25 protein-coding genes and 1 pseudogene are annotated in these 21,056 nt (G+C 44.7%); 23 read left to right on the top strand and 3 right to left on the bottom strand.

Annotated features, from left to right (window positions below):
* Positions 1–19: 19 nt before the first annotated feature.
* From H8S75_RS21475 to H8S75_RS21370, 22 genes are read left to right on the top strand one after another with little or no spacing between them, the layout of a single operon-like run.
* Positions 20–562, top strand: a complete 543-nt coding sequence (locus H8S75_RS21475) for a flagellar hook assembly protein FlgD (RefSeq protein ID WP_002570077.1) — start codon at positions 20–22, stop codon at positions 560–562.
* The gene (locus tag H8S75_RS21470) at positions 556–1,494 is read left to right on the top strand and encodes a flagellar hook-basal body protein (RefSeq protein WP_002570076.1); all 939 of its coding nucleotides are present in this window, start codon (positions 556–558) and stop codon (positions 1,492–1,494) included. The genes H8S75_RS21475 and H8S75_RS21470 overlap by 7 nt, the downstream gene beginning before the upstream one ends.
* 58 nt (positions 1,495–1,552) lie before the next feature.
* A complete protein-coding gene (locus H8S75_RS21465; RefSeq protein WP_002570075.1) occupies positions 1,553–1,786 on the top strand; it encodes a flagellar FlbD family protein in 234 nt (77 codons plus the stop codon).
* Position 1,787: 1 nt separating this feature from the next.
* Positions 1,788–2,618 carry a motility protein A gene (locus H8S75_RS21460; RefSeq protein WP_187023301.1) on the top strand — a complete coding sequence of 277 codons (831 nt, stop codon included), beginning with the start codon at positions 1,788–1,790 and terminating at the stop codon, positions 2,616–2,618.
* 3 nt (positions 2,619–2,621) lie between these two features.
* On the top strand, positions 2,622–3,383 hold the full coding sequence (locus tag H8S75_RS21455; RefSeq protein ID WP_187023300.1) for an OmpA/MotB family protein: 762 nt from the start codon (positions 2,622–2,624) through the stop codon (positions 3,381–3,383).
* A gap of 3 nt (positions 3,384–3,386) precedes the next feature.
* A complete protein-coding gene (locus H8S75_RS21450; RefSeq protein ID WP_187023299.1) occupies positions 3,387–4,481 on the top strand; it encodes a flagellar motor switch protein FliM in 1,095 nt (364 codons plus the stop codon).
* A 2-nt stretch (positions 4,482–4,483) separates the two neighbouring features.
* Positions 4,484–4,843: a response regulator gene (locus H8S75_RS21445; RefSeq protein ID WP_002570071.1), complete on the top strand. Its 360-nt coding sequence runs from the start codon at positions 4,484–4,486 to the stop codon at positions 4,841–4,843.
* A 16-nt stretch (positions 4,844–4,859) separates the two neighbouring features.
* On the top strand, positions 4,860–5,294 hold the full coding sequence (gene flgC, locus H8S75_RS21440) for a flagellar basal body rod protein FlgC (protein ID WP_187023298.1): 435 nt from the start codon (positions 4,860–4,862) through the stop codon (positions 5,292–5,294).
* Positions 5,295–5,335: 41 nt separating this feature from the next.
* Entirely contained in the window at positions 5,336–6,577 is a 1,242-nt protein-coding gene (gene fliY / locus H8S75_RS21435) for a flagellar motor switch phosphatase FliY (protein WP_002570069.1), read from the top strand.
* 3 nt (positions 6,578–6,580) lie between these two features.
* The gene (locus H8S75_RS21430) at positions 6,581–6,931 is read left to right on the top strand and encodes a flagellar biosynthetic protein FliO (RefSeq protein WP_187023297.1); all 351 of its coding nucleotides are present in this window, start codon (positions 6,581–6,583) and stop codon (positions 6,929–6,931) included.
* 28 nt (positions 6,932–6,959) lie between these two features.
* Positions 6,960–7,604, top strand: a complete 645-nt coding sequence (fliP, locus tag H8S75_RS21425) for a flagellar type III secretion system pore protein FliP (protein ID WP_330362879.1) — start codon at positions 6,960–6,962, stop codon at positions 7,602–7,604.
* Positions 7,605–7,622: 18 nt separating this feature from the next.
* Positions 7,623–7,877 carry a flagellar biosynthetic protein FliQ gene (locus H8S75_RS21420; RefSeq protein ID WP_187023296.1) on the top strand — a complete coding sequence of 85 codons (255 nt, stop codon included), beginning with the start codon at positions 7,623–7,625 and terminating at the stop codon, positions 7,875–7,877.
* A 5-nt stretch (positions 7,878–7,882) separates the two neighbouring features.
* Positions 7,883–8,671: a flagellar biosynthetic protein FliR gene (locus tag H8S75_RS21415; protein WP_349768964.1), complete on the top strand. Its 789-nt coding sequence runs from the start codon at positions 7,883–7,885 to the stop codon at positions 8,669–8,671.
* A 15-nt stretch (positions 8,672–8,686) separates the two neighbouring features.
* Positions 8,687–9,745 (top strand): flagellar biosynthesis protein FlhB, encoded by a 1,059-nt coding sequence (gene flhB / locus H8S75_RS21410; protein WP_187023294.1) that lies wholly within the window; start codon positions 8,687–8,689, stop codon positions 9,743–9,745.
* A 6-nt stretch (positions 9,746–9,751) separates the two neighbouring features.
* Positions 9,752–11,824, top strand: coding sequence for a flagellar biosynthesis protein FlhA (gene flhA / locus H8S75_RS21405; RefSeq protein WP_187023293.1), 2,073 nt, complete (start codon positions 9,752–9,754; stop codon positions 11,822–11,824).
* A gap of 13 nt (positions 11,825–11,837) precedes the next feature.
* Entirely contained in the window at positions 11,838–12,611 is a 774-nt protein-coding gene (locus H8S75_RS21400; RefSeq protein ID WP_187023292.1) for a sigma-70 family RNA polymerase sigma factor, read from the top strand.
* A 17-nt stretch (positions 12,612–12,628) separates the two neighbouring features.
* Positions 12,629–13,381, top strand: a complete 753-nt coding sequence (locus H8S75_RS21395; protein WP_187023291.1) for a flagellar hook-basal body protein — start codon at positions 12,629–12,631, stop codon at positions 13,379–13,381.
* Positions 13,378–14,133: a flagellar hook-basal body protein gene (locus tag H8S75_RS21390; protein WP_187023290.1), complete on the top strand. Its 756-nt coding sequence runs from the start codon at positions 13,378–13,380 to the stop codon at positions 14,131–14,133. The genes H8S75_RS21395 and H8S75_RS21390 overlap by 4 nt, the downstream gene beginning before the upstream one ends.
* A 36-nt stretch (positions 14,134–14,169) precedes the next feature.
* The gene (locus tag H8S75_RS21385) at positions 14,170–14,793 is read left to right on the top strand and encodes a chemotaxis protein CheC (protein ID WP_187023289.1); all 624 of its coding nucleotides are present in this window, start codon (positions 14,170–14,172) and stop codon (positions 14,791–14,793) included.
* 28 nt (positions 14,794–14,821) lie between these two features.
* Complete coding sequence (locus H8S75_RS21380; protein ID WP_187023288.1) at positions 14,822–15,271, top strand: chemotaxis protein CheD; 450 nt, start codon at positions 14,822–14,824, stop codon at positions 15,269–15,271.
* A gap of 25 nt (positions 15,272–15,296) precedes the next feature.
* Positions 15,297–16,211, top strand: coding sequence for a chemotaxis protein CheV (locus tag H8S75_RS21375; protein WP_002570057.1), 915 nt, complete (start codon positions 15,297–15,299; stop codon positions 16,209–16,211).
* A gap of 2 nt (positions 16,212–16,213) precedes the next feature.
* Positions 16,214–17,491, top strand: coding sequence for an EAL and HDOD domain-containing protein (locus tag H8S75_RS21370; RefSeq protein WP_187023287.1), 1,278 nt, complete (start codon positions 16,214–16,216; stop codon positions 17,489–17,491).
* 694 nt (positions 17,492–18,185) lie between these two features.
* Here the strand turns inward: H8S75_RS21370 and H8S75_RS21365 are convergent.
* From H8S75_RS21365 to H8S75_RS21355, 3 genes and pseudogenes are all read right to left on the bottom strand, one after another.
* A pseudogene (locus H8S75_RS21365) lies at positions 18,186–18,413 on the bottom strand (helix-turn-helix domain-containing protein); the annotation flags it as partial.
* 50 nt (positions 18,414–18,463) lie between these two features.
* Positions 18,464–18,982, bottom strand: coding sequence for a hypothetical protein (locus tag H8S75_RS21360; RefSeq protein ID WP_242353572.1), 519 nt, complete (start codon positions 18,980–18,982; stop codon positions 18,464–18,466).
* A gap of 253 nt (positions 18,983–19,235) precedes the next feature.
* The gene (locus H8S75_RS21355; RefSeq protein ID WP_187023286.1) at positions 19,236–20,261 is read right to left on the bottom strand and encodes a hypothetical protein; all 1,026 of its coding nucleotides are present in this window, start codon (positions 20,259–20,261) and stop codon (positions 19,236–19,238) included.
* Between the two features lie 314 nt (positions 20,262–20,575).
* On the opposite strand from H8S75_RS21355, the gene H8S75_RS21350 reads away from it, so the two are divergent.
* Positions 20,576–20,989, top strand: coding sequence for a cysteine-rich VLP domain-containing protein (locus H8S75_RS21350; RefSeq protein ID WP_002570053.1), 414 nt, complete (start codon positions 20,576–20,578; stop codon positions 20,987–20,989).
* Positions 20,990–21,056 lie beyond the last annotated feature (67 nt).

Raw genomic sequence — 21,056 nt, 5'->3', positions numbered from 1 at the left:
TGGACAGGAGGTAATTGTTATGACAGATATCGGTATGATGGACAGCTCCGCTGCGCGTACTACTGTTTCCTCTTCGGGAAATAGGAATCAATCATCCAGGGTGGCAAAGAATTCCCTGACTCTGGAGGATTTCTATACACTGATGGCGGTCCAACTTCAGAATCAGGATATGACCAGTCCCATGGATAATTCGGAGATGCTTAATCAATTAGTCCAGATGGCAACAATCGAATCCATGTCCCAGATGACACAGATGTCCACGAATCAATACGCATCAGGACTGCTGGGACAGCAAGCTGAGGTTGTCATATTTAAGGATGGGCAACAGAAGACGGTTAAGGGGACAGTGACCGGTGTAAACTTAGCGTTTTCTCCTCCGGTCATCTATCTGGATGGTCAAAGCGAGGAATACCCCATAAGTTCTGTTATGGCAGTCGGACAGCGCAGTACCGTAACGGATGAGGAAGGTAAGGATAATGGGCCTGGGAGAGAAAGCAATCAGTCAGATGTTCCAGTGAAGCCTTATTTTGATGATGACAAAGGAGAAAAAGTAAAATGGTAAGATCAATGTTTGCCGCTATAGCCGGATTAAAAGCACATCAGTCTAAGATGGATGTAATCAGTAATAATATAGCCAATGCCAATACCACAGGGTATAAGAGCCAGTCAGCCACCTTCAAGGATTCCATTTATTCCAGCTTAACGAAGCCATCAGGCGCCTCAGCCGTAGCGGGAGGTACCGGTGGACTCAATGCTTCCCAGCTGGGGTATGGATCGGTATTAGGAGCCGTGAGAACGAATTTTACTCCGAGTTATCCCAGCTATACAGGATACAACTCGGATGTATATTGCGATGGCCCGGGGTTCTTTATGGTAGGCCCTTTTGAACAAAATGCCAGTCCATACAACTCCTATTTGTCTAGAAGTGGTCAGTTTACGGTAAAGAACGGATACCTGATGGACAGCATGGGCAATTACGTCTATGGAGCTACCGCCACCGCTCATAATGCTGACGGAACTGCTACTGCAATTACCGGCATGACCAAGGCAAATGGTTCCTGGGATTTTGATGATGCCACCACCGACCTGGAGCCCATTAAGATTGGGGAGAAATCGATAGGGGGGAAACCCTTTACGGAATACTCCATTGATGGAAACGGCAAGATTACAGCTACTGACTCGGAAGGCAAAAACTATGAAATGGGTTATATCGCCCTTGTTAATGTGAATAACCCAGGGGGCATGATAAAAAAAGATGGTTACTATTTCGAGATGGGCGCCTCCGATAATTCCGGGGCTGCCGGAACAGCCAGCATTATTCGAGCGGGTAAGACAGCCGGTTCTTTGATGTCTGGTTACCTGGAAGGATCGAATGTTGATATTGCCCAGGAATTTTCTGAAATGATCACAACACAGAGAGGTTTCCAGGCCAATACGAAGATTATCACGGTGACCGATGAGATGCTGGAGCAGCTTGTCAATATGAAACGGTAGTTGGAAAATCTGTTGAGAGGGCCGATGGAATCATTGCAGCGGTTAAACGGGAGAAAAAATGATAGAACTTCATAAGTTAAGTGGTGAGCCGTTTTATTTGAATGAGGATCAGATAGAAATGGTAAAGTTTATCCCCGAAACGAAGATTGTCATGATGAATAAGGAATTTTATATTGTTCAGGACAGCGGGGAACAGGTAGTTGAAAAAATTATAGAATTCAAACGGAAAATCATGCGGCCAGTAGGAGAAAAATACCCGGAGGGTAAAGAGGAGCTGCTGCGGAGGGAATAGGATGGATTTATCTACGCTCATAGGGATTGTATTGGGCTTTGTTATCATCGTAGTGAGTATCACAATGGATGACATAAAAGCAATTAATAATTTCATAAATATGCCCAGTTTATTTATTGTTGTGGGTGGTACGATTATGGCGATTGTAGCCAGTTATCCTTTCTCAATACTGAAAAATATTCCATCCCATATGAGGATTCTGTTCCAGGGAAAGCGGTTTCACAATATGTCTTGCATTGAAACGCTGGTGGAATTCGCTATGGAGGCCAGGAAGAACGGTCTGTTGGCGCTTGAACAGAAGGCGGAGGAGCTAAAGGAGCCATTTTTTAAATATGCGATTATGATGATTGTGGATTCTCACGATCCCCAGGATGTAAGAACCTTGTTAAATGATGAACTGGATTATATGACTACCCGCCATGAGACAGAGATAGGTATATATGAAAAGGGAACGGTTCTGGCTCCGGCTTTCGGCATGACAGGTACTCTGATTGGCTTAATTAATATGTTGATGGGATTAAATTTGGCGGATGGGGCCAGTGATTCTTTAGGGGCCAGCATGTCGGTAGCGCTGATTACCACTTTTTATGGCTGTCTCCTGGCAAATCTGTTTTTTGCACCCATTGCCAAAAAGCTGACAATCCGCAATGACGAAGAATATTTGTATAAACAGCTGATTATTGAGGGAGTCTTATCCATCCAGGCTGGAGATAATCCTAAATTTTTAAAAGAGAAGCTGTACTGCTACTTAAAGGAGCGGCTGAATGAAAACCTCAAGGAGGAAGGGGACGGAGGCGGAAAGAAGAAAAAAGGAAAGGGGAAGAAGGAATAAAATATGCGCAAGAGAAAACATCAGGACCATTGTGGCAACTGGATGGATACTTATGGGGATATGGTAACCCTGCTTCTTTGTTTCTTTGTTCTTTTATATGCAATATCCGCTATCGATCAAACGAAATGGGCTAACCTGGTAAGGAGCTTAAACCCGAATTCAGTCACCCAGCTTGAAGCGGCAACGCAAAATCCTCCGGAAGACAGTCAGTCAATTGTCCAGAAGGTACCAGAGGATTTTCAGACGCTTTATGAGAATTTAAAGGCAGAGGTGGAGGAAAAGAACCTAAACACGGAAATAGAAGTTAAGGCAGGCAAGGGCTTTACGTTTATCGCATTCAAGGACAAGATTTTTTTTGATGGTTACAGCTATGTGATAAAGAAGAGTGGGGAAGAAGTTCTGGAGGATTTTTGTAATATCCTGGCCCCATATGCAGGTGATATTAAGCAAATTGAAATCCTGGGACATACTGCCAGGGTGGACGGTCAGCAGTATTCTGTTGCAAATGACAGATTCCTTGCATCCAATAGAGCGACAGCCGTTTTGGTCTATATACAGGAGAAACATTTCATAGATCCTTCCAAGCTGACCAGTGTAGGATATGGTGATAATTGGCCTGTGGCCGATAATGATACCACAGAGGGGCGGTCTGCCAATAGAAGGGTTGAGGTATTGATTACTAAAACTGGAGCACAGTATAAGAATTTGGGGGAGTTATATAAGGAAATACAATATGGTACAGATACAGACGAAGGGCAGGAATAGAATATGGCTGAGGTTCTGTCACAGAATCAGATAGACATGCTGCTGGCGGCTATGAACAGTGGGGATGATACGGAGAAAACAAAAAGCAAAGAGAACTCGCCGGAAATGAGATACCGGAAGTATGATTTTTACAGCCCCAAGAAATTTACCAAGGATAAATTAAGGTTGCTTCAGGATGTCTTCGAAAAATATGCAAGGATTGTTGTCTCTCAGGTGAATAGTATGTTTCGGTTTGGCTGTGAAATTCAGGTTTCTACTATAGAGGAGCAGCGTTACTATGAGTTCTCCAATGCCCTTAAGGATACTGACATCCTGGCTTCTCTGGATTTGATGCTCCAGGGAGAAGGGGTGAACAAGCCAGTTCTGATGCATATCACGCTGCCTATCATGCTGGATTTTATGGACCGGATGATGGGAGGAGAGGGGGATGATACGGAAGTCAGCAGTGATTACGTTTATACAGAGATTGAACGCGCCCTTTACAGTAATATCATGTCTTACTTGTCAGAGGGATTGGGGGATGCCTGGAATAACTATGTGAATATGGAATTTTGCTATCGGCATATTGAAGACAATCCCACAATGCTTCAGGTAATCGGCGTAGATGAGACTGTAGTCATCGTTATTTTGGAAGTGAAAGGTGAAGATGGCAATGGGGGCAGAATCAGTATTTGTCTCTCGGGTGATTTGCTGACTGATATTTTTGCCATTTATGACAGAAGGACATACAGAGAGAAGAACACGAATTTTGTGGATATGTCTGAACATATTATGGACAGTTTAAACCAGTCCCCGGTGGATATATCTGTAAAACTGGGAAGTGTCGTTATTACGATGAAGGATCTCCGCGAGCTTAGGGAAGGCGATATTATTAATTTGAATGAACCTAAGGATTCGCTAGTTGCCGTAGATGTGGCGAAACGCCCATGGTTTGAAGGGCATATCGGGCGGTATAAGAATAATCTGGCGGTGTTGATAGAAGAAGTGAACCATGTTAAAGGGGTAGATTTCCTTTCTAAGGAGCAGGTAAACTGGATGCAGTCAGATGATTCCAAAGGGGAGAGCAAAGAGAGCAATAATAATAAAAGAGGTGAATAAAAATGGCGAAGATATTAATTGTAGATGATGCGGCATTCATGAGGATGATGGTGAAGGATACTTTGAAGAAGAATGGATATACGGATTTTTGCGAGGCTCCAGACGGAGCGGAAGCGTTAAAGTTATACCAGGAGATTAAGCCGGATTTGGTGCTGATGGATATTACCATGCCTAATATGGATGGCCTTGAGGCATTAAAGGCCATTAAAAGCTATGATTCTGAGGCTAAGGTAGTTATGTGCTCTGCTATGGGGCAGGAGTCTATGGTTATTGATGCAATTAAATCGGGAGCGAAAGATTTTATTGTAAAGCCGTTTAAGCCGGACCGGATTATCAAAACGGTATCCAGCATATTGGGATGATGAGGAGGATGATGCTATGGCATTCTTAAGTTCTATGGATATATGTGCGTCCGGCATGACAGCCCAGCGACTGCGATTGGATATAGCTGCCGAAAATATAACGAACAGAGATACTACCAGGACAGAAGGGGGAGGACCATATCGGAAGAAATCCGTAGTATTCCGTGAAATCCCTTCTACATCCTTTCAAGAAGTCCTGGGAAGGGCAGTAAACGGCAGAAAGGGCGGGGTGGAAGTGGAAGCCATTGTACTGGACCAAAGTCCCATGGACTTGGTTTACAATCCTGATCATCCAGATGCCCGTCCGGATGGCTATGTGGAGATGCCAAACGTAGACTTATTGGCGGAGACGATTGATGCCATGTCGGCTTCCCGGTCCTATGAAGCGAATCTGACAGCTTTGAATACCATAAAGCAGATGGCTTCTAAAGCGCTGGAAATCGGTAGATAGAATATAAAACCGGAAGGGTAGAGCCGGGAAAGGGATAGGACATGGATTGTAATAATATTTTTACGCCAATAGAGATTGATGCTATTGGAGAAATACTAAACATCAGTTTGGGAGCCTCGGCGACCGCTATATCTACTATGCTAAATACCAGAGTGGATATTACCACTCCCAGGGTAAGGATTGTTACAGACGAAGAGTTTTCGTTCGAAGAGTTAAAACCGGTAATAGGCGTTGAAATTACATATATTTCGGGTCTGGAAGGTAAAAACATCATGCTTTTAAAGCGTGGGGACGTAAAACTGATCGTTGAACTCCTCATGGGCGTAGAGATTGCTGATGATGAATTTGAACTGGATGAGATGAATCTAAGCGCTGTCTGCGAGGTGATGAACCAGATGATGGGGGCTTCTGCTACTGCTTTATCGGAGTTCCTAAATAAAACGGTGAATATCTCCACCCCAGTTTCATTCGAGCTGCATTCAGAAGAAGAATTTAAAAAGAAATATTTTGTTCAGGCTCAGCCGATGGTAGTTGTTAATTTTGTTTTAAGTATTGACAATAAACTGAAAAGTGAGTTCGTCAATGTGATGTCGGTTGATTTAGCCAAGAAACTCTTAAATGTATTCCTTCCTTCAGAGTATAGGGAGGACGTGGATATGAACATAGAGGAGAATTCCCCAAAAGAATCGCCAGCGGTGGAAATGTCCCAGGCAAGTGTAGCTCCGTCACAGGCCATAGACATAACGCCACCCGTGTCCACTCCACAGGCAACTGCTGCAATGCCGCAGGTAACAGATGTACAGCCTTCAATGGGAGGACATTCGGTAGCAAATACGTCCCAAGTTGAGGGAATACCGCCAACAGCCTCCGCGCCTCAGCCTGCTCCTGCAGCTTTGGAGCAACAGATGCAGCAGCTTATGATGATGATGCAGAATATGCAGCAGATCGTCCAGCCACCGGCCAATAAAATAATTAACACGAGACCTGTGAATTATAATCCTTTGGAGGAAGCTGGGACAGGGAAGGAAGCGCAGGAAGAAAATTTGGACCTTTTGATGGGAGTATCTCTGGAAATCTCTGTAGAAATAGGAAGAACACAGGGGATGGTAAAAGATATTCTGGAATATACAAAAGGGACATTGGTAGTGTTGGATAAGCTGGCAGGAGATCCGGTGGATTTATATGTGAATGGGCGGTGTATCGCCCGGGGGGATGTAGTAGTGATTGATGATAATTTTGGAATCCGGATATCGGAAATACTAAGAAATCCGGAAGGAGAATAAGACATGGGAGACATAGAAATAGTCATGGCAATGCTTCAAGGTATGTTCATATTTTTCCTTATTGCTGGTTTGACGTGTTTGCTTAGCAAGAGACTGGGGAGAAGAATGGGCCGGGCCCGGTGCTCACGTTATATGGAATCCCAGGATCGTTTTGTGATTGGCCAGGATAAGTATCTGGAGATTGTTAGGATTGGAGAGAGGATTCTTCTTCTGGGAGTCTCCCAGTCAGGCATCCATTTGCTGGCAATGTTAGAGGATAATGACATGATTGAGTTGGAAAAGCGGCAGCCCGGACACAATTCTTTTGTAACTCTTCTAGAAAAGATGGCTGAAAAGAAGGAAGAATTACCTTAAGAGAGGAGTCGATATGGGAGGACAGGTTATGAACCTTTTAGATGGAAATAATATTCCAACTCTTGATATTATTTTATTGTTGACGATTATTGCCTTGCTGCCGAGTATTGTGGTTATGGTGACTAGTTTCACCAGGATTATTATTATCCTCTCCTTTTTGCGGAATGCGATGGGGATTCAGCAGGTTCCCCCCAACGTGGTATTGGCTGGTTTGTCGCTGTTTCTTACCATCTTTATTATGGGCCCAACCTTAAACCAGATTAATGTTCAGGCGTACTTACCCTACCGGCAGGAACAAATTACCCAGGAGGAAGCCCTGAAGCGTACGACTGTGCCACTTAAGGAGTTTATGTTGCGGCAGACAGAGAAAGGTACATTAAATATGTATTTAGATATGGCAGGTCAGGAGCTTACGGACAAGGTGGAGGACTTATCGTTGACGGTAATCGTGCCATCTTTTATGACTAGCGAACTGAAACATGCGTTTTTGGCGGGATTTTTAATTTATCTTCCCTTTTTGCTGATTGATATGGTGACGGCCAGCATCCTAATGTCCATGGGGATGGTGATGCTTCCACCGGCTATGATATCCCTCCCGTTTAAACTGTTATTGTTTATTGCAGTGGATGGATGGGAACTGCTGTTTTCATCAATTGTAAAAAGTTTTTACTAACAGAAAGGAGTCTCTATCATGATAACAGGGCAATTACTAGACATATTTCGGGAATTTTTTCTTTTGGCAGTCCGCATTGGCGGTCCTATTTTATTGGGAAGTATGCTTCTGGGAGTGGTAATCGCCATCTTTCAGGCAGCGACACAAATCCATGAGCAGACGGTGACGTTTGTCCCAAAGCTGGCAGCAATTTCATTGTTCCTGCTGTTTCAGGGGGGGAACATGCTGGAGACCCTTCAGGATTTTACTAAAAAGCTGTTTTCCATGATATAAGAGGAATGGAGGATGCTGTGGCTATTACGGATATGCAGTTGCTCTCTTTTATAATCGTGCGATTCAGCGGTCTTGTATTCCTAAATCCAGCTTTGGGAAGGAAGAATTATCCGGCTATGGCAAAAAGCGCTCTGGTACTGGCTTTGAGTATATTTGCATACCTGTTTCCTGAGATAAGCCATTCTATGGAGCAGGAAGTCCTGATAGTAACCCCGTTAGTTTATGGAGTACTTCTTTTAAAGGAACTGCTGGTGGGAGCTGTACTTGGATTTATCTTTGAGATGTTCTTCGCAGTGGTTCAGTATGCGGGTGCAGTGATGGACTTTGGAATGGGGCTTTCCATGGCAACCGCTTATGATCCGCAGTCGAATGTATCGATGTCTATCAACGCCAACCTATATTATTTATTTATGTTGGCGCTATTTTTTATTACTGACAGTCATCTGGTGTTCCTACGAATTGTTCTGCTGGCAGGAAGAGAGATTCCCTATGGAAACTTTATTGTTATGCCTGCTCTTATCTGGACCTGCTTAAGGATGTTTCAGGACTGTATGGAGATGGCGTTGCGCATGGCTTTCCCTATGATGGCAGTTCAGCTTTTGACAGAGGCTGCCGTGGGAATATTGATGAAGATGGTTCCCCAGATTGATATATTTGTGATTAATATACAGACAAAGATTTGTGTAGGAATGTTCCTGCTGTTGCTTTTGGTTTCTCCCTTGGGGGAGTACATTCAGATGCTTCTGGAGAATATGTTGGAAGGAGCGGCTATGGCTCTCTACTATTTTAAATAACAGGAGGTGATCCGATTGGCAGGCGATAAGACTGAAAAAGCGTCACCCAAAAAGCGTCGTGATGAGCGGAAAAAGGGAAATGTATTTAAAAGCCAGGATATTGTGACTGTAGTTTCTCTTTTAGGAAGTTTCTGCAGTCTTAGGTTTTTGTTTCCGGTGATTTACGAGAGTACAGTATCCTACGCAAAGAAATGCATCGTGGGAGTGGGAGAGTTAAAGGATTTCCAGGCTCTGGGAGGAGGCTACTATCTAAGAGATCTGTTGCTTCAATTTATAAAAAGCAGCTTGCCATTACTTCTGGTGGCGGTGTTTATGGCTGCATTAGGAGTCGGGAGTCAGACAAAATTTTTGTTTACTATGAAGAATGCTACGCCTAAGTTCAGTCGGTTAAATCCCATTGGAGGGATAAGGAAAATCATTTCCTTGAAAAGCGTGGTGGAGCTGTCTAAAAGTCTGATTAAGATTATTGTTCTTTTATCGGTTCTGTATCAGTTTTTAAAAAGATGTTTGCCATTTGTTACGGCAAGTTTGAATATTTCGTCTCTGGGAGCAGCATCTTATCTGCTTCAATATATATATTCCATGATACTTAAGGTGATCATGTGGTTTGGTGTTATTGCCGCCTTTGATTTCCTGTATCAGTGGTGGGATTATGAGCGTCAGCTTATGATGTCGAAGCAGGAAGTAAAGGAAGAATATAAACAACAAGAGGGAGATCCTCAGATTAAGGGCAGGATTCGCAATCTGCAGAGGATGCGGGCAAAACAGAGGATGATGCAGGCGGTTCCCACTGCAGATGTGGTCATTAGGAACCCAACCCATGTGGCAGTAGCTTTAAAATATGATATCAGCAGTGACAGGGCCCCAATTCTGGTGGCAAAGGGAGTGGATCACACAGCGTTTAAAATTGTGGAAATTGCCATGGACAACCATGTGGAGATTATAGAGAATGTATCGGTGGCAAGGGCTGTATATTCATCTACCGAACTCAATCAGGAGATACCACCGGAACTTTATGGCATCGTGGCGGATCTAATGATTTATATTTATCAGTTAAAAGGGAAGAAAGGATAGACGAATATGAAACGATTATTAAACAATGCGATTTCTTTTTTTGTAGTGGCAATCGTATTGCTATTGCTTATCCCGCTTCCTCCTTTTGCTCTGGATATGATGCTCATATTTAATTTATCAATATCCCTGGTAATTTTGTTGATCACGATGAACATACGGAATCCATTGGAATTTGCCATTTTTCCGTCATTGCTTTTGGTGACCACCCTGATTCGTTTGGGTTTGAATATTTCATCTACAAGGAGCATCCTTACAAAAAATGGGGATGCTGGTAAAGTGATTCATGCCTTTGGTAGTTTCGTACTTCAGGGGAATGTTGTTGTAGGCTTCATTATCTTCCTGATTATTGTACTGGTTCAGTTTATCGTTATCACCAAGGGAGCAGAGCGGGTGTCGGAGGTGGCGGCCAGGTTTACCCTGGATGCGATGCCAGGAAAGCAGATGGCTATAGATGCCGACTTAAGTTCCGGACTGATTACGGAAGAGCAGGCTAAAATCCGCAGAAACAATATACAGAGAGAGGCGGATTTCTACGGGGCGATGGATGGTGCCACAAAGATTGTCAAGGGTGATGCCATCATGTCCATTATCATCACCGCTATTAATTTCACAGCGGGGGTAATCATAGGCGTAGTTCAGTCCAACATGTCCTTCGGAGGCGTACTTTCCGTCTATTCCTTAGCTACGGTAGGAGACGGTCTTGTATCCCAGATACCGGCATTGCTCATTTCTACTTCAACCGGTCTGATTGTCACCCGGGCTGTGGCGGAAGGAAGTTTAAATCAGGATGTATCACGTCAGTTTTCAGCGCAGCCTAAGGCGATTATGGCAGCTGGTGCCATTATGGTGGTCATATCCTTCATACCGGGTATGCCAAAGCTTCAGATGTACCTGCTTGCGGCAATTCTGCTTTTCGGCGGTAATAGAATTTTACAGAGTATTAAAGTGAAGGAATTGAAGGAAATGGAGGCGGCGTCTGAAGATAGCGATATGCTGGAGGAAGCCGAGGTGCAAAAACGCCAGGAAGAGTATTACCGGAATATTGACAACGTATATGACATGCTGGAAGTGGAAGCCATATCCATGGAATTTGGATACAGTTTAATCCCTTTGGCGGATGAAAAAAACGGGGGACGGATGATTAATCGTGTGGTCATCTTTCGCCGACAGTACGCACAGGAAATGGGATTTGTAATTCCCTCCATTAAGCTTCAGGATAATTCCGGTTTGGGAACGAACCAGTATGTGATTAAGATTCGCGGGGAGGAGGCTGCCAGGGGGGAGCTGTTGGTGGATTACTATTTGGCTCTGGAGCCGTCCAATCCTACGGGTGAGATTGAGGGGATAGAAGCAATTGAGCCGGCTTATGGAATCCCAAGCCGATGGATTACTCCGGATCAGAGGGAATTGGCGGAGATATACGGGTATACGGTAATCGACCCATTGTCAGTCATGATAACACATCTGACGGAAACGATAAAGAGAAATACACACCAGTTGCTGGATAGGCGTGAGACAATGAAGCTGATTAACAGGTTCAAAGAAAAAACACCGGATTTGGTGAACGATGTATTTCCCAATATGATTTCCTATGGAAACTTTCAGAAGTTACTGGGAAATCTTTTAAAAGAAGGAATTCCCATACGGGATTTGGAACTCTTGATGGAAACGGTGGCAGAGGATTTTGGCTCAGGCAAGGATTTGGATGGAATCCTGGAAGATATGCGTGTGAATTTAAAAAGGACGGTTACCAGGAAATTCTGTGTCGAGGGGCAAATGCGGGTTATTGTTCTGGACGGAGAATTAGAGCGGAAGATTATCTCCAGCATGGCGAAAAACAGCCAGGGGGTATATCTGGCCTTAAGTCCGGAACTTATGCAACGTATGGTTTCCTGTTTGGAAGAGGAAAAGAAAAAATTTGATGATTTTGGCCAGGAACCGATCATACTTACCAGCCAGGTGATAAGAGTTTACATATATCGTTTGTTGGAACCTTTTTATCCGAATATTCACGTTCTTTCCTTCAGCGAGATTACGAATACCATACAAATACAAGCAATAGGAACAATTACGGTCTAGGGGGGTGATGATAATGGAAATCACACAGGATTTATCTCATATGACAAATGAAGAACTTCTGGATGAATATATGCACAACAGAAGCCGGGAAATAAAAGAGGAGCTGACATTGCGCTATATTCCATTGGTGAGACAGATAGCGAAACAGATGTGGAATGTATATTCAAATTTTTCTCAGATTGATGATATCATTAATGAGGGGGTTTTTGTTATCATGACGGCCTTAGATCGGTACGAAGTTGATAAAAATGTAAAGTTTGAAAGTTATGTAGTGAAAAGACTCCGGGGGATGATAATTGATATAGCCAGGAAACAGGATTGGCTGACACGGGGCGAGCGGAAAATAGCAAAAAATATGGAGAATGTGAGGGACAGGCTGTATGAGTGTCTGGAACGTCCTCCGACAGATGAAGAGGTTGCAGGGGAGCTTGGTATTACTTTAAAACACTATTATGAGCAGCAGCAAAGGATTGCCCTGTTTAATATGATATCCTTGGATTTGATTATGGATGAAACTGCAGATAAAAAGTGGAAGGATTCTGTCCCAGTAGTAGGAGAAGAATCAGATCCGGAGCTTCAGTCTTTGAGGAATGAAAAAAAGGACTGTTTAAGAAGAGGAATTGAAGCACTTGGAGAAAATGAACGTCTAGTAATTTCTCTCTATTATGAACAGGAGCTAAGTATAAAGGAGATTGCCGGGGTGCTGGGGGTGAGTAAACCCAGGATATCCCAAATACATATAAATGCACTTAAGAAACTGAAAACCTATATGGAAGAAAATTGGTGATACGAAAGGGGAATCTTATGTTTCAGGGATTTTATAATCTAACTTCTGGCATGATGGTGCAAAGTCAGAAACTGAATGTAATCAGCAATAATATGGCAAATGTAAAAACTCCTGGCTATAAAGCGGATACGTATTTGGGGCGGAATTTTAGGGAGGAAATGATTCTCAGAACAGGTAATGTAGATAAGGGCGGGTCCCGGCAGTTAGGCGCTGTGAGCATGGCAAAAGTTGGGGACAGTGCGAATGTCAGTTTTGAGGAAGGGGCACCGGAACAAACAGATGGGAATCTCGATTTTGCCATAAATGGAAGTGGCTTTTTTAAAATTGCCGTGCCGGGAGGGGGATTTTGTTATACAAGAAATGGTTCATTTTCCGTGGATCAGGAGGGAATGCTGGCATTAAATGGCGTGGGTCGGGTTCAGGGCCAGGGGGGAGATATCTATTTGGATTCGGATGCGATAGATATGGATGCCGCCGGTATCCTGTATGATCCGTTCGGTGAAGAGATAGATGGTATTGAGATAGTGGATTTTGACGATTATGCTCAGCTTTTGAAGGGAGAGGATTCTACCTTTACCACGAATCAGCAGGAACTTCTGGTGGAGAATCCTAAAGTTATGAAGGGCTACTTGGAGCAATCTAACGTGGATGTCTTAAAAGAAACTACGGACATGATTGCCAGCCAGCGTTCCATTCAGGGGGCGGCCCAAATACTTAAGATGTACGATACTATAATGGGAAAAGCAGTGACGGAGATTGGAAAAGTATGAGAAGTTCATTTTATACTGCGGCTGCCGGTGCAGCCGGCAATTTGCTGCGGATTAGTGTGATATCGAATAATATGGCCAATGTTAATACCGCCGGCTACAAAAGCAAAAACAGTGTGTTTTCAGACCTTATCTACACAGCACTGGCAGCACAGAATGAAAATATAGAGAAAGGGCATGGAATCCGTATGGATAAGACGGATAGCCTTACGTATCAGCCGGGGGCCTTAAACCAGACTGGACGAGATTATGATTTCGCGATAGAAGGGCCAGGATTTTTCGGTCTGTTGGATCCGGATACGGACAATACGATTTATACAAGAGACGGAAGCTTCGAACCGGTGAATATAGATGGTGAATTTTATCTCTGTGATTCCATGGGACGCCAGGTTCTGGATGCGGATGGGGAACCTGTCCTGCTCTCGGTTAATGGTGAGGATGGAAATGAAGGCGAAGGGATTGATGTGGCTGGGAGCATCGGTATCTTTAAAATCCCAATACAGGATGGGTTGGATGTCCTGGGCTACAATGTTTATGCCGTATCAGACAAAAATGGTGAAGTATATTCACAGGCAAATATGGATAATGAGGAACCCAGGGGGAAATTACTGCAGGGGATGCTGGAAATGTCAAATGTGGAATTGGCAAAGGAACTGTCCCAGTTGATAGAAAGCCAAAAGGCGTACCAGCTTTCACTTAAGATGCTCCAGACTTCAGATGAGATAGAGCAGTTGGAATGCGAATTGAGACGTTAAGGCGCATTATTTTAGAGTAGGAAAGGAAGAAACCTGGTGGGACTGAAACATTATGATGATATGAATTTACTACAGAGGGATGCAGTAAGAGAAGTGGGAAATATAGGAACAGCTCATGCAGTCACGGCGCTGTCTCAGCTTTTGGGTGAGACCGTTACAATGGGAGTTCCTGATATTCATATATTGGGCTACAATGAAATCATTAGAAGGATGGGGAATCCAGAAGAAACCGTAGCGGGGATTATGGTTCATATGTCAGGTGAACTGAAAGGGATGATGCTATGCATTCAAAGAAAGGCGTTGATTAACGCAGTACTGGAGCGGATGTTCGGTGAAGCGGAGGTAGAAATCCCGCGTCTAGAGGAAATACAGCGTTCAGCCTTACTTGAGATAGGTAACATTATGATATCTTCTTATATTAATGCAATATCAGATTTATCAGGAATTACAATTGAGCTTTCCGTCCCAGTCCTATCGGTTAACATGTTGGGGGGAATCCTATCTGTGCCTATGGTGGAATTAGCCTATCAGACAAACAAGCTGATGACCATAGAAGGGAATTTGATTTATGGAGGCATGAAACTGGAAAGCAACCTTTTTATGGTCCCGGAGGTTGAAGGATTGAGCTGCCTGCTCGACAGGATGGGAGTAGGAAATTAACGGGACAGTCACGGTGGGGATTGCCGATATGAAAATTATAAGAACAGAGGGGGAGCTGATTACCTATGCACTGGGATCATGTATTGGGATTTGTTTTTACGACCCCTCCATTCAACTGGGCGGTCTCCTTCACATTATGCTTCCCAAGGCAGAGCTGGACAGTCCGGTGAGTATTTATAAATATGCGGATACGGGAATCGCTGAGACTTTACGGAAACTTCATGTATTTGGCGGGATGAAGTCCAGGCTTACGGCCAGGATTGCTGGTGGTGCCAGTATGTTTTCAGGGCAGCAGTTTTCGGTGCTGGGGAATATAGGACAGCGCAACATTCAGGCGGTAAAAAGCATCTTGTATCAGAGCGGCGTCCGCATTCTGGGAGAGGACACAGGTTCTGACTATGCCAGAACCATGATGATGGATGTATCAAATGGAATCGTAAAAGTGAAGGCCTATGGCAGGAGGGAACTTATACTCTAACGGTGGAAGAGGAGGTTAATGGAGTATGGAAGAAACTTATAATCGCAGTAAAATTCTGCTGGAGACAGGTACAAATGAACTTGAGATCATGGTTTTTACCATTTATGGAGAGTTGTACGGTATCAATGTGGCAAAGGTTAAAGAGATTATGATGTCGAATGAGGTGAAGCCCATACCTCATGCACATCCCTCCATTGAAGGGATATTCAAGCCAAGAGGGACACTTATGACGGTAGTGGATTTGCCGTTATACCTGACTGGGAGGGAGACAGAAAAAAATTCCAGGGATTTATTTATTGTAACCGGGTTCAACAAGATGTATACAGCCTTTCGAGTAAACACCGTGGAGGGAATCAGCCGTATTTCATGGGCGGATATCCAGAAGCCAGATAAAAGCATTAACGGCGGGGAAGATGGAGTAACTACCGGAATCACTCAGTGTGGCGGACGTCTTGTGTCTATACTGGATTTTGAAAAAATAACAGCGGATATATCACCGGCTACCAGTATACAGATGGAAGAGATTGAGAAATTGGGGAAACGGGAGGAGAGGTCATCCAACATTGTGGTAGTGGAGGATTCTATTCTTCTTATTAAGATGATTCAGCAGGCATTAATTAAGGCCGGTTACCATAACCTGGAGCTTTTTAACAATGGACAGGAAGCATGGGATTATTTGCGAATTGAGGGGAGGGAGAATGGAAAGGTGGACCTGATAATCACGGATATTGAGATGCCTAAGATGGATGGACATCGGCTCACAAAACTGGTAAAGGAAGATGAGGAACTTAAGCATATTCCCATAGTTATTTTTTCTTCCCTCATCGATGAAGAGATGCGGCGGAAGGGGAAGGCGGTGGGGGCTGATGAACAACTTTCTAAGCCGGAAATAGGCCATTTGGTCGAGATATTAGACTATTTACTGGAAAAGAGGGATTAGGCATGAATAATTATGTAGTAAGACAGCCTGTTAAGGATAGGGATGATCAGCTAATCGGCAATGAGGTCATGTTCCAGCTTGGGGATGATGCCCTGTATAATAGTTCTGAGGACCATATGGCGGCCGGTACCATAGCTAATTTCTTCATGCAGAATAATGAAAAGATATACGATGGAAAACTTATCTTTGCCACGTTTACCCCAAGCCTGCTTTTTCGCAATACACCCAAGATATTTGAGAGCAGTAAGCTGATTATACAGATTGAGGATAATGTGTTGGTAAATCCATTATCTTTGATGATTGTACAGAAGTACAGGAATCAGGGATATAGATTTGCCATAAATGACTTTCAATTCTCAGCCCGTTTTTTCAGTATACTGGAATACGTGGATTTCCTCAAAATTAATGTAAAGGGGAGGACGGAACGGTCAGGGGAGAGTTCGATGGAGAACATTGTCAGGATGGCCAGAGGATTCAACAAGCAGTGCATTGCCTATGGAGTTGACAGCAGGGAGGATTATAAGTTTGCAAAGACTCTTGGGGTGGATTATCTGCAGGGGACATACATATCAGAAGCTACATTGATTAAAACGGCAAAATTGGATTTCCTCCAAGGTAATTTCTTCCAACTGGTGGTAGCGGTTACAAAAGATACGCCTGATATGACAGAGATTGAGGAGATTATCAGTAGGGATGCCTATTTGACCTATGCATTATTTAAGCTGATTAATTCCAGGTATTTTGCTTTGAGTAAAAAGATTTCTTCTATACGACAGGCACTGGTCATTTTGGGAATCCGTCAACTGAAGCACTGGGTTTACCTGCTGAGCATGCAGAGTGATAATAAGGATGATGGCGGTATCACAGAGCAGGTTTTAAAGAGATCCTTCATGCGCGGAACGTTTTGTTCCAGGTTGGCCCGTTATATTGATGGACTACCGGTCTCTCCTGGGGAAGTTTATATGATGGGTATGTTTTCTACCCTGGAATATATGGTGGATAGCCCGCTGGAGGATATTCTAAAGGAACTTCCTATCCGGGAGGAAATCAAGGAGGCCTTGATTAGCAGGACAGGGATATGTGGGGACTTGTATACCCTAGTGCTGGATTACGAGAGGGCCGACTGGAATAGTATCAACCAGATGGTAAAAAAACTGGGAATCCCTTCTAATATGGTGGCACAGTTCTATTTTGATTGTGTGGAGGAAGTGAATGAAATATGGAAAGGGATAACTTTTTCTGGGGAGGATAAGGACGAGGGAGAGCATAAGGGGATGTAAAATAAGTCCCTAATTAGGAATCGCTAGAACCGGCATTTAACGGTTCTGGCGATTCCTTGTTTTTATCCTTACTTTTTATCCACTTCTTGATTTCACTCGTTAAAAGAGGGTTCGCTTAATAAGCCTATGAGGGTAACTCTTAGCTTTTAAGCTGCTATTTCTTTTCGCTGCTTTTTATTATGATATTTAGGTCAGTTTACAAGGAACTACACACAGACCACGAAACGGGGGCTGCTGACAACAAATAAAGGCTGAGTATCAAGCACCGAAAAGTGCGGGATATGCAGCCTGTTTTGTTGTCCGGGGTTTCCAAAGGGGCTTGCCCCTTGGCACACGACTTTGCATGTAAAGTGTAGTGTGTTATACGCTCTGTCGGCGTTGCCGTAAAAATGCCGTTGCCGCCGGATAGGGCAAGGGCGTTTGAAGCGGCAGGAAAACAGGGCTATGATTGCGTGACGTTGAGCCGCAAGCACAGCCCTGTTTTCATCAGCAGACGGGGCGTATATGAAAACCTTCGTCCCTTGTCCCACGCCGGACTATGGGACAAAGTGTCCCAAACGTATAGCCACATTCACGAAAAGGCAGGTGGATTTTTCTCCCAAAATTGAAATGGGCGGGAAGCCATTTTAAGGCTTTCCCGTCTTGATTACCCATTAGCAAAGGCGGGCGAGGCTGTCAACGGCGGCGCTGAAAGCGCGTTTGGGTGGCTTTTTGTTTCTGCCACTCCCAGCAGATAGTCGGCGGTTACGCCATAAAACTTCGTCAGCTTGATTAGGGCATAGTGGCTGATGTCCTTGAAGTCCTCCGCTTCGTAACTACCCAGCGCAGATTTGGAGAAGTGGGTCTGTTCCGCAAGCTGCTCCGGCGTCAGCCCTCGCTCCACACGCAGGTCTTTCAATCGTTCTTGTATGGATAGTTCCATGCTCTCGCTCCTTGTCTGCTCGATAAACTGGAATGCATCGCTCTATGAAATCAATTCTTGAGCGCAAAAAGATAGGCATAGATGCTTTCTTCACATCCCTGTTTGCATCTTTTCAAACATCTAAGGACAGGCCAGATAACAGTCCCATTACTTAACTTAACGGCAATATTTATTTCTCCTTGTGGGTCGCTATCATCCGTGATCCATTTTCCACCGTATAGTTTAATCGCCGTTTCGCCAATATATGAACCTAAACTAAATAAAATCATACCGCCATTTTTTGAAAGCAAACCTGTTTCGGAATTCTGTTCATCAAAAAATCTGTCAATTTCTTTCATGCTTTCTAAAGAATAATCCGCTTTATAGCCGGACGAATTGAGTGCTTTTGTCACCCAGTCGGAAGCCAACGGAATATCTTCTTCGAGTGTATTGTTGCTTTTTTTCTTGTTACCATTATCTTTCTTCAAGATTTTATTGAGGAATCTCATGTTGACCACTCCAATTCCGAATTTTTTCAAAACATATTTTAAAAAGTTTTTCAGCAAAAGTAATTTCATTTTCCAAGTCATCTATTACTCATTCAGCATCAATTAAATAATCGAATGAATAACTTGAACCGACAGTGAAATCACCATACGGTGGTAGCTATCTACACTTACACATTAAACGTTTGGCTTCAAAACACATAAAATGTCCCTATTCCTTTCAAATCCCTCGTAAAACCAAAATCAAAGCATGGTCAAGATATTTAAAGATACTACATTCCTTGCAAGCGATACAGTCACCCATGCGCTCCCGCTTCGGGAGCATCCGAAAAGCGCCCTATCTTCTCTTGAATCGCCCTATATGCTTCACATTCTGCAGTTCGTATGGAATACCGTGTTCTCCCGCCATCGTCAGCGCAAAGTCCAGAAAATCTCCCCATCCATCGGACAGTACATCCGAGCGGAGGCTGATCGTTTTCTCCGCTGTCCGCAGGATCATCCGGGCGTTCTTTTTATCCCACAGCAGGAGGATGGAGCGCAGCTGTGTCCACGGGATGTCGTGGGCTATCCCAAAGCTGACCACCCGCAGCAAACGCCGGGAATAAAAGACCTTGCGCCAGGTCGAGTGGAGAAAAGAGCCGATGCACAGCAGGTCAAGCCCAAAGAGGGTCAAGAGCTCCTGGTTCAGCTCACCTCTAGCCCAGAGGGTTTGCAGCGTCTGGGGTTCGTCCATAGCCCACAGGTAGAAAAACAGACCGGCCATCACCGTGATCGCCGCCGGGAGCAGGAGCAGCAGATAGGCGATGGGCGAGCATTTCAGCACCCGGAAATCGGTCTCCCAATCGTCGCGCTGCTGCTTTTGCCGCCAGCGTCGCCGGGAGAGAAAATCCCACAGCTCGACCGCCAAAAGCATGGGGATATTCACCGCCCCCAAAACCAGGGAATAGCGCAGGATCTCGGATATATTGTCCTGCCACCCCATGGGCAGGCAGATGGCAATGTTGATGAGATTGGCGATCAGCAGAAAACTAAGGATCACAGAAAGGACCTCGGCCGTTGTGGAATGCCTGCGCCGCCCTGTTGCAGGAGGTTCCAGAATATCGCCCCTGCGAATCTGCTTCGCCCTGCGTCCGCGGAGTACCAGACACACAGCCTTGCCGGGCTCGGCGGTGCGAACCTCCAGCTTCGGTGTAACCAGGATGCTCTCCACGCGCAGCTTGATACGCTTGCCATCGGTGCGGTTCAGGCACAGATAATCGTTCACCGATATGCTGCTGCCCTCCACCACGCCCTCTACGGCAGTGCAAAATCCATTCAGCTTTTTGAGGTTATGTACCACCAGACGAAACCTCGTTCCGTCCATATGACTACCACCACCAATCTCGATTTACCGTTCTGTTTCTTCCATTCTACCACAATTCCGAGAGCGTGGAAATAGTGAGTTTTCTGGGCTGATTTCCTACCTTATGGATATATGGGACGGGCGGTCATTTAGGTGTAGACTTGTCTTAGTACATCGATGAGCCGCACCTTGAAAACAGAATGACCGTCCGAAAAGGAATATCTCTCCCGGAGAAGCAGCGCATTTGCGTGCCAAAGGAGAAATACGCCGCAGGAATGGGGGTGGAAAACTTTTCGGGGAGAACGGCAAAAGGAAAGCAAAAACGGAGGGAACACATGAAAGATAACCCATATAAACGACTTCCGCCCTTAGAGCGCAAGCCAGACGGATCCTTTTACCGTATGACCCCGGCACAGAGGAAACAGGCAAACGCCCTGATCCGCCGGGAGTGCTGCTACCATGAGGAGGGGAATTGTATCGCCCTTGACGATGGGGACGCCCACACCTGCCCACAGACCATTTCTTTCTCGGTCTGCTGCAAGTGGTTCCGCTGGTCGGTCTTACCACAAGCCGGAACGCTGGAAGCGGAGATTTTCCGGGATAAGGACTTGAAACGCTGTGCGGTCTGCGGCAGGGTGTTCGTCCCAAAATCCAACCGGGGAAAAGACTGTCCCGACTGCGCCGCCAGCGTTTACAGGCGGCAGAAAACAGAAAGTGAACGGAAAAGGAGGTCTACTGTGGACAGTTAGGGACTAATAAGTCCTTATGTTTTTCGTTATAGGGAAGTATTTTCGATTTGGACGATATAGCCCAATT

Source organism: Hungatella hominis (assembly GCF_014288005.1).
In the GTDB taxonomy this organism is placed as follows: domain Bacteria; phylum Bacillota; class Clostridia; order Lachnospirales; family Lachnospiraceae; genus Hungatella; species Hungatella effluvii.
The sequence above is the reverse complement of the archived record's forward strand: the minus strand, read 5'-3'. Positions and strand labels throughout refer to the sequence as shown.